Raw genomic sequence first — 23706 nt, 5'->3', positions numbered from 1 at the left:
ACCTCAAGACTTTGCCGGTTGTTTTAGAAATTCGTTGTATGGGCGTAACTCGTCCAATTCGTATTCTATAACCGTCTCTTCTTCGGGCAAACTCACTTGTAGGATTCTAGACAGCAAGTTGATTCCCGAAACACGTGCTTCTATGCCTTCTGGAGTTTTTACTTTTACACCAACATCTGGCATTTCACGTTTTGCTTGCTCATATTCATCATTCTCGTATTTCAGACAGCACATTAAACGTCCACATAAACCAGAGATTTTCGTTGGATTAAGGGACAAGTTTTGGTCTTTGGCCATTTTGATAGAAACAGGTTCGAAGTCACCTAGGAAAGTGGAACAGCAAAGCATACGGCCACATGGGCCAATCCCACCAAGCAATTTCGCTTCATCACGAACGCCGATTTGGCGAAGTTCGATACGGGTCCGGAAAACAGACGCTAAATCTTTCACGAGTTCCCGGAAATCAACACGACCTTCTGCAGTAAAGTAAAAAATAATTTTGTTTCGATCAAATGTGTAATCCACGTCCACCAAACTCATATCTAATTCACGCTCGCGGATTTTTTCATCACACAGTAAAAAGGCTTTCTGACAAGAGTCGCCATTTTCAGCGACACATTTATAATCTGCTTCTGTTGCGACACGAAGTACTTTTTTTAGCGGTAAAACGACATCTTCTTCATCCACATAGCGCGGTTCAATGACCGTTTTCCCAAATTCGATACCTTGTGCATTTTCAACGATGACACCTTGGTTTTCTGTGATTTCCAGATCTCCAGGTGAGAAATAATATATTTTACCCACGTCTTTAAAACGGACGCCTACAATTTTAAGCATAGCGATTACCTCCCTTGGATTTCCAGAACTAACTGCTCCATTAGAAGTTGCGTGTTCATATTGGAATCCAGTTTTGATTTCGCAGCGAGAATCTTCTCGATTTCCCCTGTGGTTTCGGACAGTGACTTGCGTAGCGCATCTTGTCCGAGCATTTCTTTTTGCGCAGTGCAAATAGGTTCATAGTTCTCATCAAGCGTAAGATGTAGCCTATCGCGATAAAGCAGTAACAATAATTCAAGTCCAAGCGCCATTTTATCTTTTTCTTTAAAAAGTGGCATCCATGATTCTTGAATGATAATTAATGGGCTAGTTCCTTGATGGTGAATTCCTTCGTATAACTTGATGACAACGTTTCTTGCCTCACTAAACCACTCACTCTCTTCAAAAGCCTTTGCTTCTTCCACACTACCAGTAATACTAGCGTAAATCCGCGCTTTTTGTTCGGAAATGCCTGCCGCTGTTAGTGATGCGAGTAGACTATCAAAAGTCAGTGATTTAAATGTGACTGGTTGCAGTCTTGATTGAATTGTTGGCAAAATTTGCCCGGGATTTGTCGTTAAAAATAGTAATAACAAACCGCCTTCTGGTTCTTCTATAAATTTCAGCAGACTATTGGCTGATTGAACAGTCATTTTTTCTGCATCGTAAATGATAACTACTTTTTGATCTGATTCCATTCCGCGTTTGCTTAATTCTTGCTTTAGCGTGCGAACCTGATCTATTTTAATACTAGCTCCATCTGGCTCTAGCAAATGAACATCCGGATGATTATGACTCGCTATTCTTATGCAATTGGCACACTCGCCACAAGCAAGGTTGGTTTCAGTCCGCTCCAAACAAAAAAGACTCTGAGCTAACCAAAGTGCTGTGCGTTTCTTACCTGTACCTCTTGACCCTTCTAATAAATAGCCGTGAGATAATCGATTTTCGCGGACACTTTTTGAAAAAATCTTCATGACCACTGGTTGCATCATTGTAAGTTCATCCTGTAATCCCACAAAAAACTTCCTTTCTATCCATATTGTAATATTATACCATGACAAAGCTTAAATAGCTTCGGAATTTTAACAAAAAATAACGACTGATTTATTAAATAATATTACATTTTCAATAAATTAGTATTTTTTCTAAAATATAAATGGACAGTACACCTTTTTGGGCATAGAATAAAAGAAAAGTATTATACTTAGACTTAAAGGGGTTGTCTGGTATGAATGAAGCGAATGGAAGTATGGAACTTTATTTAAGAGCCCATACAGAAGAAATAATTAACAACTGGCTTTCGAAAATTTATGAAAATGAAAATACGTATACTAGTTTTGTTTACTCACCACGTTACAAAGATGAACTACGCGCAGATAGCGAACAGACAGCAGATCTAATCATTTCTTATTTTACTGGAAAAAAAGCTTTCTTTCTGAAACTTGATAAATGGCTTGATAACATGTACGCACGTCGTATGGAAAATGAAGTTCCTTTGCCTGAAGTAATTACTACCTTAGATAAACTACGTCGTGAATTCGTTTCGGCAGTTAACGATTTTTGCATTCATAATGATGAGGTTTCTAAATGTGATTTTTCTTCCAGCTTGGCGATGGTTAATCACGGGTTTGACCGAATTAATGAAGCTTTTTCTGCTATGTATTATAACGATATTGTGAAACATCTAGAACAACAACATCGTTTGATTGAGGAAATTAGTACCCCAGTTATTTCCATAACTGACAAACTAGCGATACTTCCTTTAATGGGAGGGATTGACCGTGATAGGGCGAATAAATTAACTGAAATCACTTCTAAGAAATGCGTTCAATTGGGCGTCGAGCAACTTTGTATTGATTTGTCAGGAATAACTTACTTTGATGATGCCCTTGGAGATATGCTAAATAATTTAGTAACTGTTCTCAAGCTTTTAGGTGTCGAGGCGTTCATCTCTGGTATCCAACCAAAAATGGCACAACAAATTAATCGTGTCGAATTAAACTTATCTATTCCAGCTTATCACTCATTAAAAGCTGTTTTACAAGATCAAACTCGGACAATATAAAAAAGAAACCAAAAGCATTAAGGTAGTCGCTTTTGGTTTCTTTTTTGTTATTTCCTTCTAAACGCAATTAATCCAGCTGTAGAAATCGCTACTAGGAGTAAGCCCCAGCCGCTAACAAATGAGGTGTCTCCTGTTTTTGGTAATGTTGTTGATTGCTCATCTGAACTTACTATTTTATCTGGCACTACCGATTTTTCTGATGCCTGAGGGGGTATTGGCACAGTGGGTTTATTCGGAATTATAGGTTTCTCTGGAACTACAGGTATTTCAGGTTCTTTCGTATTTTCTTTTGTAACAGTTAAATTAAGTTGTACTTCACTAATAGTAAAGCTAACCGGTGTTGCATCAAGAATATAGCCAACCGGTGCTTTTGTCTCCACAAGTTGATAATCTCCAAGCGCAAGGTCTGTGATGTTTAACTTACCAGTCCCGTCCGTGATTAAATTCGAGCGTAAAGTATTACCAGCTTTATCTTGTAATTCAAATTCCGCCCCTGCTAAAGTTGCTTTTGTTTCACTATCTTCTTTTACGAGTGAAACAGAGCCTTTAACTGCCTTATTTTCTTTTGAAACAAATATAGCTTGGTGGGTAGCATCAATTGTAAATTCTACTGGTGACGCGTCTAATACGTATCCCGCTGGCGCTTTTGTTTCGATTAATTGATATGTGTCATACTTCAAGCTTGTGATAGCTAGTTTCCCATCGGTACCAGTTGCAATATTTTCTTGCAGTACTGTTCCTGCTGAGTTGACTAATTTAAATTCGGCGCCTGCTAGAGGGGTTCTCTCCGCAGTATCATCCGTTTTAGTTAATTCAACAGAGCCAGTTGTTCCTTCTCCGCCGCCGCTACCGCCAGATGTCGGGGTCGCCACTTCGATTTCTTGGGTAACATAGTTATCGCCAGTTAGTTGGCCTTTATTTGTATAACTAGGAGATGCTCCATTGTCAGTGGAGGTAGTATAGTAAGAAATTTTTACAGAATCTGTTAAGTTCCCTAGGTTTACTTTAAAACCATCTGTTGTTTGAATAATGTCAGAGGACGGGACTGTAGCTCCTGGAGTGAAATTATCATCAGAATCAAACTCGCCGTGTACTGCTTTGATAGAATTAAAATCAATTACTTGTTTAGGTCCCACAAAATCTTCATAAACAGCATTTTGAATGTTTTCTTTGGCATAGTTAACGCGAACTACCCACTGAATAAGCTCTGGGTTTTTGGCATTTGCCCAGCCATATTTGTATAAGGTTTCTGTTGGGTCAATTTGATTTTGCCCACCGACTTCCACGTTAATAGTTTCTATAGTACCATTTAGAGGAAATTCTAATGGGACTGTTTCGTTTCCTTCTACTAATGATTTATCCCAGTTACTCCAAAAATCAAGGTAACCGCTGACATCAGAATTTTTTTCCACAAAGTCTGTAAAAGTAATTACTACCTTGCCCGTGCTTTTAGTTGCGACTACATTGCCTACTACATTGTCGTTATGATCTTTCAACGAAAATTCTAAATCTGTTACGATTTTTAGCTCTGGAGGTAATACAAATTGCATTGTATCGCCCTCCTTCACATTATTTGAATTAGGGATTGCCCAAGTATAATGAACTTGAACACTATCATAATAACCAAAATCAGTTTGCGGATTACCATCTGCATCTAATAATTCAACTGATTGCAAAAAATTAGAACCATAATCAGTTGCTGCTTTAACAAAGTTAGTTTGAAATAAAACATTAGCAAATAAGATAACGCTCAGAAATGCTAAAGCTATTTTCCTTAGATTACGTTTTAAAATGACACGCTCTTTCATAAAAACCATCCTTTTCAAATTAATCCTAATATAATGTTCTTACTAATTTATTGTGAGTATACCGTATAATTTAGCGTAATTGACATTTTTCCCGAAAAATCCTTTTTAAATTGCGAACATTTTGTGAATGTTTATAATCATTATTAATTCAAAAAGGAGCCTAGATAAAAATATCTAGGCTCCTTTTTTTATCTTCGTTTTATAAGATAATAACTTGCTGACAAGGCAATTAGAATAATTCCTAATCCCACTGAATTTTGTGTATCACCTGTTTGTGGTAATTTTTCAGCTGTAGATATTTCAGATGAATTTTGGCTTTTTTCTGGTAGTGTTGGTTTTTCTGATAATGTTGGTTTTTCTGGTTTTTCAGGAACAACTGGAACGTCTGGTTCATTTGGCACTAGTGGTGTTGGAGGGGGTGTAGTTTCTGCCTTGTTTTCTTTGATTACTTTAACGATCTCATCAGTTTCTCCAGAGATAATTTCAAATACAACGGGCTTAGCATCTAGCTCGTAACCAATTGGCGCCTTCGTTTCCACTAACTGGTATGTTCCTGGTATTAAATCCGTCACTTTTAACACACCATTCTCATCAGTTGTTAAGCCTGTTTGCAAAGTCTTCCCGTCTTTATCTTGTAACTCGAATGTTGCTCCTGCCAGTGTTGCTTTTGTCGCGGCATCTACTTTAGTGAGCTCTACCGCTCCTACTTCCAATGTATTTTCTTTTGTTACTGTAATATCTTTATTATTTTCTCCGATTGTGAATTCTACTGGTGTACTATCCAGTTTATAGCCTGTCGGGGCTTTTGTTTCGATTAATTGGTAAGTAGCGAATTTTAGATTAGAAACGTTTAATTGGCCGCTTGCATCTGTTGTGATATTTTCTTGTAAAATAGTACCATTTGCATCGACTAATTTAAATTCTGCCCCTTCAAGAGTTACTTTCGTTTTGGCATCTTGTTTTGTTAGCGTAACCGAACCTGTTGTGCCGTCTGCTCCACCTCCACCACCGGATGCTGGAGTCCAAGTAGACGTTTGTTTAGTTACAAAGTCCGTTCCTGCTAACTTGGCAGTATTATCATATTGAGTAGAGTTCCCGCCATCTGTAGCAGTTGTTGTATATGAAATTTGTACCGAATCCGTTAAATTTCCTAGTGTTACGCTAAAACCATCACTTGTCTTAGAAAAATTGGTATTTGAAATTTGCTCGCCTGCTGTGAATATGCGGTCTGATGAATATGTTCCGTGAAATGCTTTGATAGAGTCAAAATTCAATGTCTGCTTTGCACCAATAATATCAGTAAAAACGGCATTTGGAATATTACTTTGAGCATAGTTTACGCGGACAACCCAATGAATTAAACTTGGATTATTAGCATCAACCCACCCATATTTGAAAATAGTTTCAGTTGGACTAACTGGTGTTTTTTCGCCAACATTAACATCTACATTAATCGTACCGTTCTCAAGAGGAAATTCTAAATTAATTTTTTCGTTCCCAGTAATTACTTTTTGATTAAATGTAGTCCAAAAATCAAGTTCACCTTTAATATCTGAATGTTTTTCGACATAATCACTAAATACAACAGTCACTTGATTTGTTGCTCGTTTTACAGTTGCGGTTCCGACCGTTTGGCCTTTGCTGTCTTTTACATCAAAAGCAAGATCTGTCGCTAATGACAGTTGGCTTGGTAATGCGAAATCCATTGAGTCGCCTGCTTTTACATTCGTTGAGTTAGGAATTGACCAAGTATAGCGTACATTCATATTATCGTAATAGCCAAAATCCGTTTGAGGCATACCGTCTTTATCTAAAAGCTCTACTGTATTTAAAAATTCAGAGCCGTAACTCGTTGCTGCTTTTACAATGGTCGTCTGGAAAATCGTGCTAGCTATAATTAAAACACTTAGGAATGCTAGCCCAATACTTTTTAAAAGATTTCCGTTTTTACTCATTACAAATTCATCCTTTACAATTGAAGTTTTGTTATTATCACATATCATATGACAATAGAGTAACTCCAATCTACCTCACTTCCCGGAAGTATCGCACTATAATTAACAACTATATGGAGATTTAGTGACAATGTAAGAATACAATTTGTAATGCTGTCTTTAATTGAACAAAAAAGCCGAAACTCCCTGAGAGAAAGTTTCGGCTTTAGTTTATGAAAAAGCACATTTCATAGCAAGTTCCGTCATTGCAACCATTGCTTGGTACGCTTCTAAAATATTTTCTGCTTCGAATATAACAGTAGTTTCTTCAATGATTTTAGTTTTTGGCACAAGCGCTGCCCACTCCGCTTGACCGTAATTACAGAACTCTATTTTTAATACTGTTTTTTCTGGTGGTACCAGTACAGCGGCTTCTTTATGTTTTAACGAAAGCGCCACTTTTTCGCGGATGATTTTCTCTGCTTTTGACTTAGAGAGAGCTACTGCGGACGAACGAGATACCGCTTCTTTTACAACAGCTGTCTCAATTCCAGGTATGAGCTCTTTCGCCTCTCGGGCAATATAATCATCGCCAGAAACGAGAATAACCGGGACTCCGTAAGCTCCCGCAACATATGCATTTAAGCCAAATTCGCCAATTACCATGTCATTAATATAAAAATTACGAACGCCTGAGGTCATCGAGTGGCTCATTACGCCTGGTTGGCCAGCGCGCGAATGATAACCGATAAAAATAGCCGCATCCGCGCTTGAATCTAACCCTTGCACCATCGAAAAAGGTTTTACGTCACCAGTAATGAGTCTTGCTTCTTCGTGTAAATTTTCTATCAATATATTATTCATTTTTGAATGACTATCATTCACAATAATATCATCATATCCAGCTTTTAATGCTTCTTCTACTACCCAATTTGTTTCTTCTGTCATTATTTTTTGTCCTCTAGTATAATTTCGCATACTAGAATCAACAAAAGTATCATCAGGAAGGCCATTTATCCCTTCCATATCTACGGAAATCCAAAGTTTCATTTTGCTCTCTCCTTTTATTCTACGTAAGCACCTTTATAGGAAAAGCTTGTTCCAAAATTATGGTGAACGATTCCTTTTACAGTATCTTTTTTCAAGTTACATACGGCGGTTTGATAGAGCGGAATCATTGCTGCATCGGTTTCTATTAGTAATTTTTCAGCATCAATAAAGGTTTCCCAGCGTTCTTCTGGTTTAGTTGTGAGTGTTGTTGAAGTTGCGTTAATCATTTTATCGTAGTCGACGCTTGAATATCCGCTCGCATTATATGTGTTTCCCGTTGTGTAGTTTCCTAGGAATGTAAGTGGGTCTTGGAAATCGGGACCCCAGTTTGATAAAACGATTTCGTATTTTTGCTCACGTGTTAATTGCAATAAGTTCTTTTTAGGGACTGTTTTTAAGTTTACTTTTAAGCCTGGCAATGTGGATTCTAGTTGACTTTGTAAGTATTCGCCGACTTTTTTGCTTGATTCTAAATCAGAGTTTAAGAGTTCCACGGTAACTTCACCGCCACCGAGTTCTTGTTTTGCTTTATCAAAATAGCTTTTCGCCTCAGCTTTATCTTGCTTCATGTAGTCTCCACTTTCTTTCCGGAAATCTTCGCCAGTTTCTGGATTAGTGACAAATTTTTCTGGAACATAGCCATAAATTGCTTTTGAGCCATCAGCCAAGATTTTCTTCGTAAGTGATTCTTTATCTACTGCAAGGGAAAGTGCTTTTCTTAAGTTTTCGTTAGCTAGTGGCGTTTTCTTACCATCCAGTTCTTGATTTAGTTTTAGGTGTGTTACGTATGCGTCTAGCTCAGAGTGATAGTCTTTGTCATTGCTTTTTTGGGAAGCATAGTCACCAGAAAGCGTTGCTACATCAAGCTTCCCTGTATCATATAGATTTACTGCGGTGTTCGGAGCTTTTACTACGCTTACTTCGATTTTGTCGGATTTTACATTCTTTTTATCCCAGTACTCAGGATTTTTTTCTAGAGTCCAAGCTTTTTCTGTATTCGTCCAGCCTTTCATTGTAAAAGGACCGTTGTAAATCATGTTTTCACTGCTTTGTGCGTATTTATCGCCTTGCTCTTTTACGTAATCTTCATTTTGAGGATAAAAGGAATTGAATGCTAAGAGTGAGGTGAAATATGGCACTGGTTGTTCTAATTGAATTTCAATGGTGTAGTCATCAAGGGCTTTAAAACCTAGTTCATCTACGCTTTTCTTACCATTTATAACATCTGTTCCATTTTTAACGGTGCCATCAAGTAAGAAAGAATACTGAGCTGCTGTGTCCGGGTTTGCTAGTTTTTTCCAAGCAAAAATGAAGTCATTCGCGGTTACTTTCGTGCCATTTGACCATTTGGCATCGTCGCGCAGTTTGATTGTATATGTTTTTTGGTCCTCACTTAACTTCGGCATATCTTTTGCAATTGCCGGAACTGCTTGATCTTTGCCATTTAATGTATAAAGACCTTCAAAGACTTGACCTTGTTCAGTGAAACTTGGAACGTCCTGCGATAAAGTCGAGTCCATAGAAGAAACTTCAGCGTTTTCCATGATTTTTAGTATCTTTTTACCTTCTGATTTGCTTACTTCGTCTTTATTTCCTCCGCATGCCATTAAAAAGGTTGAGATAGATAGAATCATAATACAAACTAATGCTAATCTTTTTTTCATTTTAGTTCCCCCTATTTTGGTTTATGTCATCTCAGAAAACAATTGTTGACCGACTGTCTGCATCCAAGCTGTCGCATTCGCTTCTAACCCTGTGTTATTCGTTAGTGCGGCTGCAAATCTGGTCTTTCCTTTATACTCAAAAACGGCAACATCATGCTGGATATTTTTTAGTTCCCCCGTTTTATTTAACATTTGAAGCCCTGAAATTCCAGCTTCTTCTAACGTGCCCGCTAGGTTGGAACGAAATTGTTGATTTAGTAGCGGACGCCGGATAGTTTCTTTTAAGTCTGGATAAGCTTCACTAAACTTCATTATTTTTTGTAAAATGGTCACGGCTGCCTTAGCGCTGATTTTATTTTGCTTTACGGTCGTGAAATCCATCATTTGCCGTTCTAGCTGAATTCCATCTTCCCAGTTGTTTTCGCGTAACCACGATTGTAGTTTGGCGATAGTTGCTAGCTCGATTAATTGGTTGGTAGCTGTATTGTCCGAAACAGCTATCATTAAATGCAATAATTCTTCCAGTGTCCAAATTCTTTTTTGCGGAAGAATTTGGATGATTCCCGCTCCAGCTACTACTTTTTCGCTTGGAATTTGGAAATCAGTTTGTAAGTCTAACTCTTTTTTGGCAATTTTTTCGAAAAAATATAAATAAATCGGTAATTTGATGACACTTGCAGCTGTAAAAAGCTGGTTTTCATTTTCTGCAAAAAGCACCTTTTCCCCATCTGATATAAAAAGCGCTTTTGAATCAATTATGTTGAAATCTTGATTAATTTCTTGATAATTAGTCAGTTTCATCCACCCCCTTTATCGATGTCTTGAGGTAACACAAAGTTCTGGTTCGTACTTACTGCCTGCGATTTTAGTTAAAATTACTTTCGATCCTGGTGTTTGCGAATGGATCATTTCGTCATTTCCGATGTAAACTCCCACGTGATGGACTTCTCCTTTTCCTTCCTCATAGGCGAAAAACAGTAAATCACCTGGCTCTGCGTTTGCGTAATCAATTTTTTCTCCTGTGAAAGATTGCTCTGTGGCATCGCGGCCGATATATTTCCCACATGTCCGGTAAAGAGTAAACGCAAACCCTGAACAGTCAAAACCGGCACTACTAATTCCCGCCCAAACGTATGGTAAATCAAGGAATTGCATCGCCATTTGCACGACATTGACGCCGATGTTGTCGCCTTGTTTATGTTGTAAGCCTACTTCAGTTTGTAAAATGCTTGCTAGCCCATGAGGAGTTTCAATCGTATAACTATCCTCAGTTTCAGCGATTTTGGTGAAAAGTGTGCCAAATGAAACAGTGCGCTTATCACCATTTTCGTATGTAATTTCTGCCTTTGGTACGACAACTGCGATTTTCTCACCATTATCATTCGCTTTATCTGTATCTTCTAAGTCAGAAAGAAGCATCCAACCCGGATAACCACGCTCATCTTGAAAACTTTGTTGGGAAGGAACTACTACTTTTGCCCAGTTGCCCTCGATTTTGTCGACAATTACTAAGTCGTTATAAAGTAAATCTGAGTCAACAAGGCTATCCTCATATAATTTCATCGCATCTTCTTTCTTAATTTGAACCAAGTCAGTTTCTTTTCTTGCCTCTAAAATATTGGCCAAAACCGGGTTCATTTCATTTTTCCTCCAAAGAAATGCATTACTTTGACTAACTAATTTGTTCATATTATCCCTACTTTCTTTAATAAGCTGGAATGCCAATCCCATCTTCTTCTGTTAACAGCACTTGTCCGCGTCCAATTTCAAGGCCTATATCAGCTAAGTTTTTACCACGTAAATCCCACATAAATGGCACGTCCAAATCATAAAATTTCACCTGTTTAGACGCAGTGGCAAAATGGGCGGCAGCTGATAAACTTGCATATCCTTCAATCATCGTTCCAATCATACAATCCACATTATAACTGCTCGCTAAATCATGTATCGCTTGCGCTTCTTTGATTCCTGCACTTTTCATCAATTTAATATTAAGCAAATTACAACATTTTTCATCTAAAAGTCGTTTAGCATCGTGAAAGCCAAATAAACTTTCATCAGCCATGATTGGAATACTAGTGTTCGCAGTCACTTTTGTCATACCGGTAAAATCCCAACTTTTTACTGGTTGTTCGATGAAGTCAATCGGAATATCTTGCCACTCATTTAGAATTTGAATGGCTTCATCCGAAGTCCATCCTTGATTTGCATCAATTCTAAAAGGAATTTTCCCACCTAACGCGTCATTCATTTGCCTGATTTTTGCTACTTCTATTTCAACTGGATCAAGACCTAATTTAACTTTAAGGGACTGAAATCCTTCTGCTACTTTGGTTTCTGCATCTTGGACCATTTTTTCTGGTGTCCCAATACTAATGGTATAATCTGTTTCAAGCGCCGGGGATCCACCACCGAGGAATTCATACAGCGGCTTTGAATGGGCTTTTGCTAGTGCATCATGTAAAGCAATATCAATGGCGGCTTTCGGACTGGAGTTATGTACTAATAAAGATTTCATTTCATCTAAAATCGTAAGTTCTTCGTCTAGTTCGCGATGAATTAAAAAAGGACCGAAAATATCATTTATTGCACTCAAAATGCTGACTTCCGTATCCCCTGTTATTACATGCGTTGGAGCAGCTTCTCCAATACCTATAATCCCGTTATCAAAATGAATATAAACTCGTACCACGTTCACATGACTAACTTCCCTAAGCGCCGTCTTAAAAGTAGCACTTAACTGAATCGGTAAAATGTGTGTTTTAATTTTTGTGATTTTCAAGCACATTCACTCCTTTTTATTTAAATGTCAAACTATTCCTAAAACAATAACAAAGGAACGTTTTTTTGGCAAGATAGCCTCGATAGGAAAACTTCCATCAATTAATGGTTTTCCGCCAACCTTACCAAAAAAGCTTTCACAGTATGTTAGTTTTGTATCTTCTATTTTCGCTCATTAAATAAAGCGCTGTCAATATTTATACCTCTAAAGAAAAACTCACATGGAATGTTTTTCTTTTAACGGTCGAGAACGAGCATTTGAATTGCGTTAGCGACCCCATCTTCGTTATTTGTTGTTGTGGTATAATTAGCAATTTCTTTAATATGCTCAGTTGCATTTCCCATTGCTACACCCATCCCAGCATATTCTATCATCGTAATATCGTTTTCTTGATCACCGATACTCATTACTTCTGCTTGAGAAATGCCAAGTTTGTTCACGAGAAGTTCTAGTGCAGAACCTTTATTAACCCCTTTTTGCAAGAATTCTAGGTTGTAAGGAACACTTCGAACTACATAAAAGTTCTCTTTAATTGTCTCTGGTAAGTTTTTAATAACATCCGTGATTTTTTCTGGCGTATCTAATAACATCACTTTGGAGACATGAATCGACTCAGGCGCTTCTTCTACAGGCAAATGATAGAGTGGCGTTTGAAGCAATAAAGCATCCTGGCAAGTTATTTCTGTGATTTTCCGACTTGGTACATACATGTTTTTTCCGTCAAAATACGTTACATTAACATCTTGTGCATGACAAAATGTATAAATTTCCTCTAGTTCTGTCTTATTTAAAGTAATATCTGCTAATGATTCTTCCGTCGCTGTTTCTAGGATAACTGCCCCATTAAAGGTAATCGCATAATCACCAATATCTAAAAGATCTAGTTCAATTAGGCTTTTCTTGATTCCAGCAAGAGGACGTCCTGTACAAAGCACTACTTTGACCCCTTTTTGTTTTGCAGCTTTAATCGACTCGCGTACAGCTGGGGTAATTACGTGCGCATCGTTTAATAGCGTTCCGTCAATGTCTATCGCAATAATTTTATACATAATTTCCTCCTAAATCGACTCATTACATCCATTCTACTAGAAAATCAGTTGTTCCGCCAAAATTCGTTTACTTCTCGCTCGATTTGCAGCGTATTTTTCACTGCCCTGGCATGGTTCCAATGAGCTGGAAACAAGGCTTTATACCGTTCTGTTGCAAAACGTTCTTCTATCAATAAGACAACGCCTTGATCTTTTTCGCCGCGAATAACACGTCCTACCGCTTGAAGGACTTTGTTCATACCGGGAATCTGATAAGCATAATCAAATCCGCGCCCGATTGTTTCATTATAATAATCTTTAATTAAATCCGATTCCACATTCATCTGCGCAAGCCCCACGCCTACGATTGCCGTTCCGATTAAGCGTTCCCCTCGAAGATCAACGCCTTCAGAAAAAACTCCTCCTAATACACAAAAACCAACGAACGTCTCTTCACGCCCCGTTTCAAAAGCTGCTAGAAATTCCTCGCGCTCTGCTTCGTTCATAAAAGATTGTTGTTTTCGCACTCGTACTTTAGGATATTTTTCGCTAAACAATTCAAATGCTGTTTCTAAATATTGGAATGATGGAAAGAAAAACAAATAATTGCCTTTTTTCCCGGAAAGCATCGCATAAAGTGCATCAATAACTGATTCCAAACTGTTTTCACGCCTTTGATACTTTGTACTAATATAATCCGCTACCATTAAATGCATATTGTTCTGTTTAAACGGAGACGCAAACGTAAGACGACTTGTATCATTATTTCCGCCAAGTAAATTCGTATAGTAATCAATCGGTCTAAGCGTCGCCGAAAAAAGTACTGAACTAGCACCTAATTTCAATTTCTCAGATAGTAAAAACGCTGGGTCTAAACATAACTGTTTTATCAGTACATCGGACCGGTTTCGCGTAATTTGAGTGACATAGCGCTTATCGTATAGCTCAGCAATCTTTAAATACCTTAAACTTTCAAAATAAAGCTCCAGTACATCTGCTTGAGCTTTTGCCTCTGTATTTTTTGGCAACCAGTCTTTTGCTACATAACTAAACTTCAAAACCGCTTCGTTCCAATCGGTCAAGGCTTCTTTTTTAACGTAGATCGTTTTATTTTCTTCGGCTAGTTGTTTATTTAGGGAAATCATTATTTTATTCATTGCTGTTACTGAATTTAGTAATTTTTTATCAGTTTTTTTGTCTAATTCACGTTTTACTTGCATAATGTTTGATTTATTTAATGTCGCCGAGAACATCGAACGAGCTCGGTCCACCAAATTATGAACTTCATCCACTAAAAAAGTATATCTACCAGGTCCATCCGCAAAAAAACGTTTCAAATAAACGACCGGGTCAAATAAATAGTTATAATCACAAATAATCACATCACAAAAAAGCGCCACATCAAGCGACAACTCAAACGGGCATAAAGTATATTTCCGGGCGAATTCTTCGACGACCGACCGAGTTATAGTTTCTTGTGTTTGTAGCATATCGAACAACGCTTCATTCAAGCGGTCATAATAGCCACGCGCAAATTGACAGTGTTCTGGATCACATTTTCTTTCATCTAAAAAGCAAATCTTATCTTTCGCGGTAATTGTAACACTCCTTGCCGCTAGTCCTTTACGACGCATTTCATCTAATGCATCTTCGGCAACCTGTCTCGTAATTGTTTTTGCAGTAAAATAAAAAAGCTTGTCTGCCATTCCCTCACCCATTGCTTTTACGCCGGGAAATAGTGTTGACATCGTTTTTCCAATACCCGTAGGCGCTTCACAAAATAGCTTTTCATCATCTATCACTGTACGATAAACGGCAATCGCTAGCTCTCTTTGACCACGTCTATAGCTATCATATGGAAAAGTTAATTCTTGAATAGATTTATTTCGCTTCATTTCCCAAGCTGCAGACATTTTTGCCCAAATAGCATATTTTGAAAGCAAATCGTCCACAAAAGTACTCATTTCCTTACGATCCATGACTCGCGAGAATTGTTTCACTTCTTTATCGGATACTTGATAATATGTTAATTGGAGCGTGACTTCCGCTAAATCTGACTTCTCCGCTAACATGAATCCATAGCAAATAAGCTGAGCCCAGTGTAATGGTCGAAAATCTTCGGTAATTTCATCCATTCCTACCTCGGTAGTTTTAATCTCATCTATCATTTCTCCATTAATAATGCCATCCGCTCTGCCTTCAAGTGTAAATGCGATATCATCTATTACTCGTTCCAGCTTTAATCGCACCTCAGCTTCGTATTCTTCCCCTGCTTCTTTTTGGAGTAATTGATGAATTTTTGTCCCTTCCAAGGCACGGTCCATACCAGTCATTCGGCTGTCAATACTGCCGCTTTTTAAGACAAATTCTACTAAGCGCCTCACTGAGATTTGTACCTTTTTCATCAATAATCCTCCTCTATTTTCCAGTAGAATTATAACACAGAACCTACGTTCGCATCAATTTTAAATTTATTCTCCTAAAAGTCCAAAAATAGTCAATACCATCAATTAAATAACACTTTTTTGTAGTTATTAGCTTTATAAGACTTAAATAATTCACATTTTAGAAACATTTCCCCTTGAAATACTACTTTACTCCATACAATAAGATATTTTGTTTCTGATACAATTATTTATACACAAGTAAAGACATAAAAAAGATTGGAGTAATCATCGTGCCTAAGTCATTGTATAATTACCACGAATTCATTCATCTGTCTCATAAAGGAAAAATATCCTTTGAAAAAATAGAAGTTCAAAAAAATACCATTTTATTAAATAAAAAAACAGATTTAGAAAACTATATTTATCTTGTTGTTGAAGGTTATGTGGCTTTATTTTTAAATGATGGAAAAGAACAATCTAAAATTTATTCTATTCAAGGTGAAGGTGCTTTTTTAAATTATTTTACGTTACTAGATCAAGATCAAAGCATTAATCGCTTTCAATATAAAACGCTCTCCAAATGTTTCTTATATAGATACTCAAAACTTGATATAGAATACTTTCTATCTATGTTCCCAGAAAATTTTGGTTTTCAATTTTTCATCATGAAAAACCAGGCTACTCATATTTACTTTAAAAGTTTAATGGCGAGTAGCCCGGCTTCTGAAAAACTTATGCTCACTTTTTCCAATCTTGCTCTACTTCATGGTACTCCGACTGAGGATGGTAAAGTTACCTTACCTCCCGAAATTAAAACAAGTCATCTACTTTCGTATAGCAACCTATCAAAAAGCTGTTTTTATAAAGATTTACAATATTTGAAAGCAACTAATCAAATCGAAAAACAAGATAAATCTTGGGTAATCTATAATAAAGAGCTAAATCTAATGTTGCAAAATGGGCAAACATATATATAAATCACTTTCGCGCTATTTTTAATACAACAGTTGCTATCATGAAGAGAATGATAAACATGAGAGTAATGGTAGCTCCTGGTGGGGTACCTAATTGATAAGATGATGCTAGGCCTGAAAACATTCCTATTATCCCAATTAAGATTGCGCTAACGACACACATAAGAAAGCCTTTTGCAATTCGCATACCAATAGCAGCTGGAAGAATAATAAGTGCAGATACGAGTAACGCTCCAGCTATAGGCATAATAACCGCAATTGCAATACCAGTAACAACGCTAAACAAAAGAGAAATCAAACGTACAGGAACACCTTCTGCAACTGCGACATCTTCGCTAAAAGTAAGTACAAACATAAACCGCTTAAATACTAGAAACAGTATAACAATAAGAATCCCTAAAATTACTAATAATTGTACTTGTGCTTTGCTGATAGTCACGATGGAACCAAATAAATATTGCTGTACACTCGTTGTAATTCCACCTTGATCCAAACTCATCAATACTAACGCCACAGCAAGCCCTCCAGCCATAAGGATTGCAATTGATAACTCCGAGTAGGTTGCATAAACTCCGCGCAAATATTCTATCCCAAGTGCTGCAATTACCACCACAATAAGCGTCGTCACACTAGGATTCACATTTAAAACTAACCCAAAAGCAACTCCCGCAAGCGACACATGCGAAAGCGTATCCGCCATAAGTGACTGTCTTCGTATAATTAGGAAAACTCCTAAAAGAGAAGCAATAATAGCAATAATCATTGAAGCTTGGAAGGCTCTTTGCATAAATCCATAGAGAAACATTTCCATGACACATCCTCCTTTCTAACGAGGCGAATATGTTTATCCACATAATCTTCCATTTCTTCACTATCATGTGTTACCATCAAAATCGCTTTACCATGTATTTGCGCCTCATGCTTTAGTAAATCATAAAACCGAATTTTGCTTTGTTTATCCATTGCGGTTTGCGGTTCATCCAAAATCAATATATCTGGATCGGTTGCAAACATTCGCGCTAGGCAAATCCGCTGTTTTTGACCTCCAGATAACTCACCGATACGTTTATGACGATAATCCCACATTTCGACAGATTTTAATGCTTTTTCAACATGCGCATGGTCTTTTTCCGTCAGCCGTTTGAACCACTTACCATTTGGAAAGCGACCTGACCTTACTAATTCGAGGACCGTACTAGGAAATCCAGCATTAAATGAAGCTATTTGTTGTGGTACATAACCTGTCAAAAGCCTCCCACCATCTGCATTCTTTTTAGCAAAAGTAACTGAACCTTTATCAGGTTGTAAAATCCCCAAAATAATACGGAGCAGTGTTGATTTAGCTGCTCCGTTTTCTCCTGTTAGTATGATAAATTCTCCTGCACTGACTTGAAATGAAATATTTTCAAGTACTGGCTCAGATTCGTATTTAAAACCAATATTGGCTATATCAATATATTTCATTTTTATCGCTTCCTTATTTAATTGTTTTTTGCAAGGCTTGTAAGTTTTGTTCCATATAAGCGATGTAATCCATGCCCTTTTTCTGTTCTTTATCGGTAATACCTTCGATTGGGCTTAGTACTTCTAATTTTGCACCTGTTTCGTTTGCAAGCGTTTCTGCTACTTTTGGTGATGCTACTTCTTCAAAGTAAATAGTGCTGATATTGTTTTCTTTTACATATTTTTGTAATTCTGCTAAGCGCGCTGGGCTTGGTTCTTGGTCAGGTGAAAGGCCGGCGATTGCTACTTGATGCAAATCATATTCGTTTGCTAAATATTGGAATGCGGCATGTTGAGTTACGAAATCGCGTTGTTTCGCCCCTTCAAAAGCTGTTTTAAATTTATTGTCGAGTGTTTTTAATTTTTCCGTATATTTTTCTGCATTCTTTTTATATGTATCTGCATTTGTTTTATCTGCTTTGCTTAAACCGCTCTGGATGTTTTTCACTTCTTTTTCAGCAAGGGCAGGACTTAACCATACGTGCGGATCGTGTTCATGATGGTGACCTTCTTCGCCGTGGTCATGGTCGTGCTCTTCTTCTTCGCTACCTTCTAATAGTTTAATTCCTTTACTAGCATCAATTATCGTTAATTTTTTCGAATCAAGACTTTTAAGTACGCTTGGTACCCAGGTTTCCATGTCTTCACTGTTATAAATAAAAACATCGGCTGCCTCAATTTTGGCAATATCTTTGGCACTCGGCTCGTAATCATGCGGTTCTGTTCCGGCATCAATTAACATGTCAATCGAAGCGTTATCCCCTGCTACATTTTTAGTAAAATCATACATTGGATAAAATGTTGTCACTACCTTGAGCTTATCCCCACTTGCTTTATCAGTACTCGCGCCACATCCTGCCAAAACTAAAACGAACGCTAAGACTGTTACAACTAAAAACGACCATTTCTTCATATTATCTCTCCTTTTTCGTAATGATTACGATTTAAAACTCAGGGTCACGCTATGTATATTTGATTACGCATCGTAAAACGTAATCATTCTTATTTGTACAAAATATCTTATCATGGGATTTTTTTTGCGTCAAGCAGTTTTTTCAAGAAACCATTAACTTGACTTATCTTATCGGAATACTTATAATAACGATAAATACACAGATAGAAGGGGAGAAAAACATGCATTTTTTTAAAAAAACATTGCCTATTTTTGCCATTTTGACAGTACTTTTACTTACAGCTTGCGGAAATGACAATGATAAATCTGCGACAAAAACTTTCCCGGACAAAATTAAATTTCTTGAAACCAGTGAATTACTGACTTTAAATACGACAGCTGAGGAAGACTTTGCTAGCTTCACCGCACAAAACCAAGTCTTCGAGGGATTATACACACTTGATCAAAAAGATAACTTTGTTCCTGGGGTTGCTGATGGAATGCCAGAAATCAGCGCTGACCAAACGAAATATACCATTAAATTAAAGAAAAACGCGAAATGGTCCGATGGTTCACAAGTAACCGCCGATGATTTCGTCTATGCGTGGCGCCGTGCCGTTGATCCAAAAACCGCACCAGGATATTCCGCGCTCTTCAAAGATTCGATAAAAAACGCTACTGAAATCAATGAAGGCAAACTACCTGTAACTGATCTTGGTGTCGTTGCAACTAATCCAACAACACTTGAAATCACACTTAAAAAACCAGTTCCCTACTTCATTTCACTTCTTTCTTTTGAAACATTTTTCCCACAAAAAGAAAGCTATGTGAAAAAACAAGGCGACAAATACGGGACAGATAGTGCGCATACTTTGTACAATGGTCCTTTTGTCATGAAGGATTGGGGCGGCAACATTACGAATAAATGGACTTACGCGAAAAACGACCAATATTGGGACAAAGACAATGTCAAAGTAAATGAAATTGATGTGCAAGTTGCGAAAGATATTAACGCCGGCGTGAACCTTTATAATACAAACGAGGCTGACCGCGTGCCACTTTCAGGCGATTTTGCGAAACAATACAAAGACAAGAAAGATTTCCAAACGGAAAAAGATGCGCTCATCAGTTACTTGCGCATGAATCAAAAACGCGACGATAAAGCGACTCCGCTTGCGAACAATTCCTTACGTCACGCGCTTAATTTAGCTGTTGATAAAAAACAATTAACAGACCGGATTCTCGGTGACGGTTCCTTCCCAGCGAACGGACTGCTTCCAAAAGATTTCGTTCAAAATCCAACAACGGGCGCTGATTTCCGCACAGATAGTGGCGACCATTTAGTTTATAACAAAGAAGAAGCTTTAAAATATTGGAAACAAGCACAAAAAGAACTTGGAACCGACAAAGTAACAATTGAACTGCTCGGCGATGACCAAGAAACAACGAAAACCATTTTCGCATATTTGAAAGCGCAGTTTGAAGATAATTTGCCAGGTGTGACGATTAAAGTGAAAAACATGCCTGCAAAGAGCGCTACACAGCTAACTTCTGACGGTAATTACGACTTATCACTGGCTGCTTGGATGCCTGACTTTAAAGATCCATGGACGTATAGCAGTTTATTCTTATCCGATTACTTTAATAACCATATGAGTTACAACAGTCCTGCTTATGATAAACTTGTAAAATCAACCGACACAACGCTTGCGACGAAACCAGAAGAACGTTGGAATGCGTTCGTAGCTTCTGAGAAAGTTCTGCTTGATGACGATGCGGCAATCTTACCACTTTATCAACATCAAACAGCAGTGTTGCAACGTACGGATATTACGGGCGTGCAGAAACATGCTTTTGGTTCGCCTTATAGTTATAAGTTTATTCGGGTGGAGAAGTAATTCGCCAGTTTGGAAGAAACCCAGCAATTTTAAAAATTGCTGGGTTTTTGTTGTATAAAGTTATATCAATTTCCTCAGCATCCATCCCAAAATAGTGACGAATAACAAGGCTGTTCACCATCTACTTCTCTTCATATCTCAGAACATCTTTTATATTCCTCAGTAAAAAAGTAAAGTCTTCAAGCAAACATTCTATTCGAGTAAGCCCTTTATCCACTCCATTTTCTTCGCTAATTGCGTCAATTATTAAGACTTTATGGGCAGAACTAGAAATCAAATATTGATTTCCTTCTATCAAGATTTTTGGACATCATAACAACATCTTCAGGATTATGCTTAACTCCACTAGTTGTCAATTCATCTAACAAATTTTAGTCAGTTACTAGCTAAATCCTAGCTCTTATTAAAATTATAACGCTAAAATTTTTTCAGCTATTTCATCTTCATTATTTTTAAATAATAAATTTTCTCCAAATGAATCCATGAAAATTTTTCTTATCCCTTTAGCTAGTACATTCACATCAATTTTAGGGTTTTCTATCACAATACTAATTATTTTGTTGATTTCCTGGCTATATTCATCTTTTGGAGCTAAGGGAAACAGCTCTATTGGATCCCAATCATTTATTATTTTTTCTACTTTTTCATATATAATGACACCCTACTTTCCATACAATTTTTCTATTATTTTTTCCATTCCTTTATCAAAATCTTTTTTACCCCAAGCAGTAACTAATTTACCTATTTTCCCAAAGTCCGTTCCAACTTCAACGCCATTATTTTTCTTCCTTCTATTTAACCAAGCTTTAGGAATCTTAATCTTCTTCCCTTTATAACCTCCAACAGTATAACGGAAAACAAGACCACTTATAATACCAAACCTTTGCGCTTTACTTATCTCGTGCCCAGTAACCGGGTCTATTCCTTCTTTCACCGATTGAATAACTGCCTGCAACAACTCGGCTTCTTTCTGTGCTTCATTGCTTTCATATGGTAATTCCCCATTAAGCACGGCGGCATTGTACGCGTTCGTTGCTTCTATGTCTACTATACCATTTTTCATTAACACCCACATTTGACCACGGTATGTTTTTTGATATTCGTCAAAATTGAATGTTTTTTCGTTGTTTTTTAGCGCTTTTCCTAAGGCGTTTTGCATCCGAGGCTATGAGGAAAGTTTTGAAAGTGAAGTAAATAAAGAATATATATACTGCTATATAGAGAATGATTGGAATGAGTTAACTTTAAATGTCAAAAATATTGAATAAAACAAAGGACACCTTTATATATTCTAAAGATGCCCTCTGTTTTATTAAGAATACTCTATAAAAATTTCGCTATCTAAGTTATCTTTTAATAGCTTAATTAGTTTCATCATAATCTCTTGTGTAACATTATCCAATACTTTTATGTCGATTGTTTCAAATTGTTCTAAGATTTTTTTATTATCTGGAATCACCCATGGGCTTTCATCATACCATCCCTCATCCAGATGGTAATAATATACCAATGAAACCCATCTATCATCAACTGGACTAAGTTCATTCATAATTTTGTCAAAGTAGCCTTCCCACATTTCTATACCTGTTTTTTCACCATTTATATAAGTATAAAAGTCAATTTCTGGATATCCTTCGAAACCTTAATAAAAATTATCCATATTTTATCTTCCGCCATTCCTTATTATTCCCAATGTCCACCTGTTAACATTTAGGATTAAACAACTACTCTACTTCTCGCATTTCTTTTATTCAAATGAAATTTGTACTGTATTTTCATTTGTACTCTGTTTTACCTGTTGAATAATTTCTTGCACTTCAGATTCAGAAAGCTTTTTATTTTCATATGGAGGTTCCCAATTCTTCATAGAATCTTTAAATACAACAAATTTACCTCCAACTAACATTTCTCCATCTGCTTTCACTACATATCCATTCTCTAAATCAAATTTCACATGTGAACTATTACCTGTAATTTTCATTTCACTTACTTCCTTTCAAAAATTATTTTTTCAAGTCCTGTTTTAGGATCAATCGTTGTTATTTTCGTTACGTTAGGATTATTTTTTAATCTAGGTAACTCAACATTTTCCCAAATATTTCCTTTTCTCAAATCCGAACCAACTACTGCACGAACTTCACCAGAAACTTGTTCTGCATAAGAACCAGAAGCCAAATCCCATGCTTTCATTGACTCAGGATTATTAAAATCCCAGTCTGGCATTTCAATATTTTTATTTCCTATTGTTGATTCTAAAGTAACGCCACCTTTACTTTTAGCTATATCAGCCCCACTGGCTTTCTTGGGAGGGAAAGTTTATTGTTTTTATGTACGAAATTTATTATCCTTTCTGTTGCTAAAAAGTTTTAAATATATATTTCAAAAATGGTCAGAGATAATGAATTCATTATCTCTGACCATTTAATGACAATACTAGCTCTTTAGAATCTAAAATTATAATACTTCGTAGAATAAGGTTGCACCATGTTCAATCATACCTATAGCCTGTTTATCATCTGCAAATTCCATGCTCTTCATTGCATTAAAATACTGACTTAAAAAATTCTCAAAAGCTGAATAATCTTCTCTTCTTACAAAAAGTTTAGGAGAAATATTATCTGTAATTTCTTTTGGTAGCTTATTTCCAAAAGGAAAACCTATGATTTCTGTATCATTTTTACTAATTTCTGTTGAAATTTCATAATAATGTAACTCATATTTCAACCCACTATTTACACAAATTAGAAAAGGAGTAATCAACAATTCTAAAACTGTTTGATTTTCTTTTGAAAATAAAACCAAATTTTTAATGTTTTCTTGTGATATATAAATACTGTCATTTTCACTAAAATTATTTGGTAAGATTTCTACTTTTTCAATGATCTCTTGTTCTTCCAATTTA

General features: G+C 36.8%; 23 protein-coding genes and 3 pseudogenes. 3 read left to right on the top strand and 23 right to left on the bottom strand.

Translation table 11 applies throughout. The annotated features are described in order from the left end of the window. Window positions 1-3: 3 nt before the first annotated feature. On the bottom strand, window positions 4-837 hold the full coding sequence (locus HCB45_RS10325) for a PSP1 domain-containing protein (RefSeq protein WP_070024341.1): 834 nt from the start codon (window positions 835-837) through the stop codon (window positions 4-6). Between the two features lie 5 nt (window positions 838-842). Beyond that, entirely contained in the window at window positions 843-1835 is a 993-nt protein-coding gene (gene holB, locus HCB45_RS10320) for a DNA polymerase III subunit delta' (protein WP_185319495.1), read from the bottom strand. 212 nt (window positions 1836-2047) lie between these two features. On the opposite strand from holB, the gene HCB45_RS10315 reads away from it, so the two are divergent. Then, window positions 2048-2884: an STAS domain-containing protein gene (locus HCB45_RS10315; RefSeq protein WP_185319496.1), complete on the top strand. Its 837-nt coding sequence runs from the start codon at window positions 2048-2050 to the stop codon at window positions 2882-2884. A 47-nt stretch (window positions 2885-2931) separates the two neighbouring features. On the opposite strand, the gene HCB45_RS10310 is transcribed toward HCB45_RS10315, so the two are convergent. The 10 genes and pseudogenes from HCB45_RS10310 to HCB45_RS10270 all read right to left on the bottom strand — a co-directional run bounded on the left by HCB45_RS10310 (window position 2932) and on the right by HCB45_RS10270 (window position 15555). Beyond that, window positions 2932-4692, bottom strand: coding sequence for a SpaA isopeptide-forming pilin-related protein (locus HCB45_RS10310; RefSeq protein WP_185619784.1), 1761 nt, complete (start codon window positions 4690-4692; stop codon window positions 2932-2934). Window positions 4693-4880: 188 nt separating this feature from the next. Then, window positions 4881-5093 carry an LPXTG cell wall anchor domain-containing protein gene (locus HCB45_RS15550; protein ID WP_425488849.1) on the bottom strand — a complete coding sequence of 71 codons (213 nt, stop codon included), beginning with the start codon at window positions 5091-5093 and terminating at the stop codon, window positions 4881-4883. A gap of 24 nt (window positions 5094-5117) precedes the next feature. After that, window positions 5118-6647 (bottom strand): annotated as a pseudogene (locus HCB45_RS10305) (SpaA isopeptide-forming pilin-related protein); the annotation flags it as partial. A gap of 210 nt (window positions 6648-6857) precedes the next feature. Beyond that, on the bottom strand, window positions 6858-7676 hold the full coding sequence (gene dppA / locus HCB45_RS10300) for a D-aminopeptidase DppA (protein WP_185319499.1): 819 nt from the start codon (window positions 7674-7676) through the stop codon (window positions 6858-6860). Window positions 7677-7690: 14 nt separating this feature from the next. Continuing rightward, the gene (locus tag HCB45_RS10295) at window positions 7691-9340 is read right to left on the bottom strand and encodes a peptide ABC transporter substrate-binding protein (RefSeq protein ID WP_185319500.1); all 1650 of its coding nucleotides are present in this window, start codon (window positions 9338-9340) and stop codon (window positions 7691-7693) included. A gap of 21 nt (window positions 9341-9361) precedes the next feature. After that, entirely contained in the window at window positions 9362-10141 is a 780-nt protein-coding gene (locus HCB45_RS10290) for a serine hydrolase (protein ID WP_185607991.1), read from the bottom strand. Window positions 10142-10150: 9 nt separating this feature from the next. After that, window positions 10151-11029, bottom strand: coding sequence for a C40 family peptidase (locus HCB45_RS10285; protein ID WP_185607990.1), 879 nt, complete (start codon window positions 11027-11029; stop codon window positions 10151-10153). A 16-nt stretch (window positions 11030-11045) separates the two neighbouring features. After that, on the bottom strand, window positions 11046-12128 hold the full coding sequence (locus tag HCB45_RS10280) for a dipeptide epimerase (RefSeq protein ID WP_260508441.1): 1083 nt from the start codon (window positions 12126-12128) through the stop codon (window positions 11046-11048). A 230-nt stretch (window positions 12129-12358) separates the two neighbouring features. After that, the gene (gene yidA, locus HCB45_RS10275) at window positions 12359-13171 is read right to left on the bottom strand and encodes a sugar-phosphatase (protein WP_185619778.1); all 813 of its coding nucleotides are present in this window, start codon (window positions 13169-13171) and stop codon (window positions 12359-12361) included. A 44-nt stretch (window positions 13172-13215) separates the two neighbouring features. Beyond that, window positions 13216-15555: an ATP-dependent DNA helicase gene (locus HCB45_RS10270; protein WP_185607987.1), complete on the bottom strand. Its 2340-nt coding sequence runs from the start codon at window positions 15553-15555 to the stop codon at window positions 13216-13218. Between the two features lie 272 nt (window positions 15556-15827). On the opposite strand from HCB45_RS10270, the gene HCB45_RS10265 reads away from it, so the two are divergent. Continuing rightward, a complete protein-coding gene (locus HCB45_RS10265) occupies window positions 15828-16514 on the top strand; it encodes a Crp/Fnr family transcriptional regulator (protein WP_185319506.1) in 687 nt (228 codons plus the stop codon). A gap of 1 nt (window position 16515) precedes the next feature. Here the strand turns inward: HCB45_RS10265 and HCB45_RS10260 are convergent, their stop codons facing one another. From HCB45_RS10260 to HCB45_RS10250, 3 genes are read right to left on the bottom strand one after another with little or no spacing between them, the layout of a single operon-like run. After that, complete coding sequence (locus HCB45_RS10260) at window positions 16516-17322, bottom strand: metal ABC transporter permease (RefSeq protein ID WP_185619776.1); 807 nt, start codon at window positions 17320-17322, stop codon at window positions 16516-16518. Continuing rightward, entirely contained in the window at window positions 17271-17975 is a 705-nt protein-coding gene (locus tag HCB45_RS10255; RefSeq protein WP_185319508.1) for a metal ABC transporter ATP-binding protein, read from the bottom strand. The genes HCB45_RS10260 and HCB45_RS10255 overlap by 52 nt, the downstream gene beginning before the upstream one ends. Before the next feature lie 13 nt (window positions 17976-17988). Then, entirely contained in the window at window positions 17989-18927 is a 939-nt protein-coding gene (locus tag HCB45_RS10250; protein WP_185539080.1) for a metal ABC transporter substrate-binding protein, read from the bottom strand. Window positions 18928-19148: 221 nt separating this feature from the next. On the opposite strand from HCB45_RS10250, the gene HCB45_RS10245 reads away from it, so the two are divergent. Further along, the gene (locus tag HCB45_RS10245; protein ID WP_185619774.1) at window positions 19149-20804 is read left to right on the top strand and encodes a peptide ABC transporter substrate-binding protein; all 1656 of its coding nucleotides are present in this window, start codon (window positions 19149-19151) and stop codon (window positions 20802-20804) included. Here HCB45_RS10245 and HCB45_RS10240 read toward each other — a convergent pair. From HCB45_RS10240 to HCB45_RS10210, 8 genes and pseudogenes are all read right to left on the bottom strand, one after another. Continuing rightward, window positions 20785-20925, bottom strand: a complete 141-nt coding sequence (locus HCB45_RS10240) for a hypothetical protein (RefSeq protein WP_185319511.1) — start codon at window positions 20923-20925, stop codon at window positions 20785-20787. The two genes, HCB45_RS10245 and HCB45_RS10240, sit on opposite strands and share 20 nt — an antisense overlap. Further along, window positions 20926-21105, bottom strand: a pseudogene (locus tag HCB45_RS15265) (hypothetical protein); the annotation flags it as partial. 108 nt (window positions 21106-21213) lie between these two features. After that, entirely contained in the window at window positions 21214-21456 is a 243-nt protein-coding gene (locus tag HCB45_RS10235; protein ID WP_070285306.1) for a DUF1871 family protein, read from the bottom strand. Window positions 21457-21465: 9 nt separating this feature from the next. Then, window positions 21466-21966: pseudogene (locus tag HCB45_RS10230) on the bottom strand (hypothetical protein); the annotation flags it as partial. 150 nt (window positions 21967-22116) lie between these two features. Further along, a complete protein-coding gene (locus HCB45_RS15260; protein ID WP_312026326.1) occupies window positions 22117-22425 on the bottom strand; it encodes a dihydroorotate dehydrogenase (quinone) in 309 nt (102 codons plus the stop codon). Window positions 22426-22551: 126 nt separating this feature from the next. After that, window positions 22552-22785, bottom strand: coding sequence for an Imm74 family immunity protein (locus tag HCB45_RS10220; protein ID WP_003732237.1), 234 nt, complete (start codon window positions 22783-22785; stop codon window positions 22552-22554). Window positions 22786-22790: 5 nt separating this feature from the next. Beyond that, window positions 22791-23027 (bottom strand): hypothetical protein, encoded by a 237-nt coding sequence (locus HCB45_RS10215; RefSeq protein ID WP_003726469.1) that lies wholly within the window; start codon window positions 23025-23027, stop codon window positions 22791-22793. Between the two features lie 231 nt (window positions 23028-23258). Continuing rightward, window positions 23259-23702 (bottom strand): hypothetical protein, encoded by a 444-nt coding sequence (locus tag HCB45_RS10210; protein WP_085643416.1) that lies wholly within the window; start codon window positions 23700-23702, stop codon window positions 23259-23261. Window positions 23703-23706 lie beyond the last annotated feature (4 nt).

The sequence above is a fragment of the Listeria farberi genome (genome assembly GCF_014229245.1).
Classification (GTDB): Bacteria; Bacillota; Bacilli; order Lactobacillales; family Listeriaceae; genus Listeria; species Listeria farberi.
Note: the sequence above shows the minus strand (reverse complement) of the source record. Positions and strands in the feature narration are given on the sequence as shown.

Excerpts from the sequence above, each read along its gene's own strand:
- HCB45_RS10255 (WP_185319508.1), bottom strand. The coding sequence starts at position 17,975 with ATGAAATATATTGATATAGCCAATATTGGTTTTAAATACGAATCTGAG.
- dppA (WP_185319499.1), bottom strand. The coding sequence starts at position 7,676 with ATGAAACTTTGGATTTCCGTAGATATGGAAGGGATAAATGGCCTTCCT.
- HCB45_RS10280 (WP_260508441.1), bottom strand. The coding sequence starts at position 12,128 with ATGTGCTTGAAAATCACAAAAATTAAAACACACATTTTACCGATTCAG.
- HCB45_RS10240 (WP_185319511.1), bottom strand. The coding sequence starts at position 20,925 with ATGGTGAACAGCCTTGTTATTCGTCACTATTTTGGGATGGATGCTGAG.
- HCB45_RS10325 (WP_070024341.1), bottom strand. The coding sequence starts at position 837 with ATGCTTAAAATTGTAGGCGTCCGTTTTAAAGACGTGGGTAAAATATAT.
- HCB45_RS10315 (WP_185319496.1), top strand. The coding sequence starts at position 2,048 with ATGAATGAAGCGAATGGAAGTATGGAACTTTATTTAAGAGCCCATACA.
- HCB45_RS10310 (WP_185619784.1), bottom strand. The coding sequence starts at position 4,692 with ATGAAAGAGCGTGTCATTTTAAAACGTAATCTAAGGAAAATAGCTTTA.
- HCB45_RS10290 (WP_185607991.1), bottom strand. The coding sequence starts at position 10,141 with ATGAAACTGACTAATTATCAAGAAATTAATCAAGATTTCAACATAATT.
- HCB45_RS10285 (WP_185607990.1), bottom strand. The coding sequence starts at position 11,029 with ATGAACAAATTAGTTAGTCAAAGTAATGCATTTCTTTGGAGGAAAAAT.
- HCB45_RS10250 (WP_185539080.1), bottom strand. The coding sequence starts at position 18,927 with ATGAAGAAATGGTCGTTTTTAGTTGTAACAGTCTTAGCGTTCGTTTTA.
- HCB45_RS10245 (WP_185619774.1), top strand. The coding sequence starts at position 19,149 with ATGCATTTTTTTAAAAAAACATTGCCTATTTTTGCCATTTTGACAGTA.
- yidA (WP_185619778.1), bottom strand. The coding sequence starts at position 13,171 with ATGTATAAAATTATTGCGATAGACATTGACGGAACGCTATTAAACGAT.
- HCB45_RS10260 (WP_185619776.1), bottom strand. The coding sequence starts at position 17,322 with ATGGAAATGTTTCTCTATGGATTTATGCAAAGAGCCTTCCAAGCTTCA.
- HCB45_RS10295 (WP_185319500.1), bottom strand. The coding sequence starts at position 9,340 with ATGAAAAAAAGATTAGCATTAGTTTGTATTATGATTCTATCTATCTCA.
- HCB45_RS10220 (WP_003732237.1), bottom strand. The coding sequence starts at position 22,785 with ATGAAAATTACAGGTAATAGTTCACATGTGAAATTTGATTTAGAGAAT.
- HCB45_RS10270 (WP_185607987.1), bottom strand. The coding sequence starts at position 15,555 with ATGAAAAAGGTACAAATCTCAGTGAGGCGCTTAGTAGAATTTGTCTTA.
- HCB45_RS10215 (WP_003726469.1), bottom strand. The coding sequence starts at position 23,027 with ATGCCAGACTGGGATTTTAATAATCCTGAGTCAATGAAAGCATGGGAT.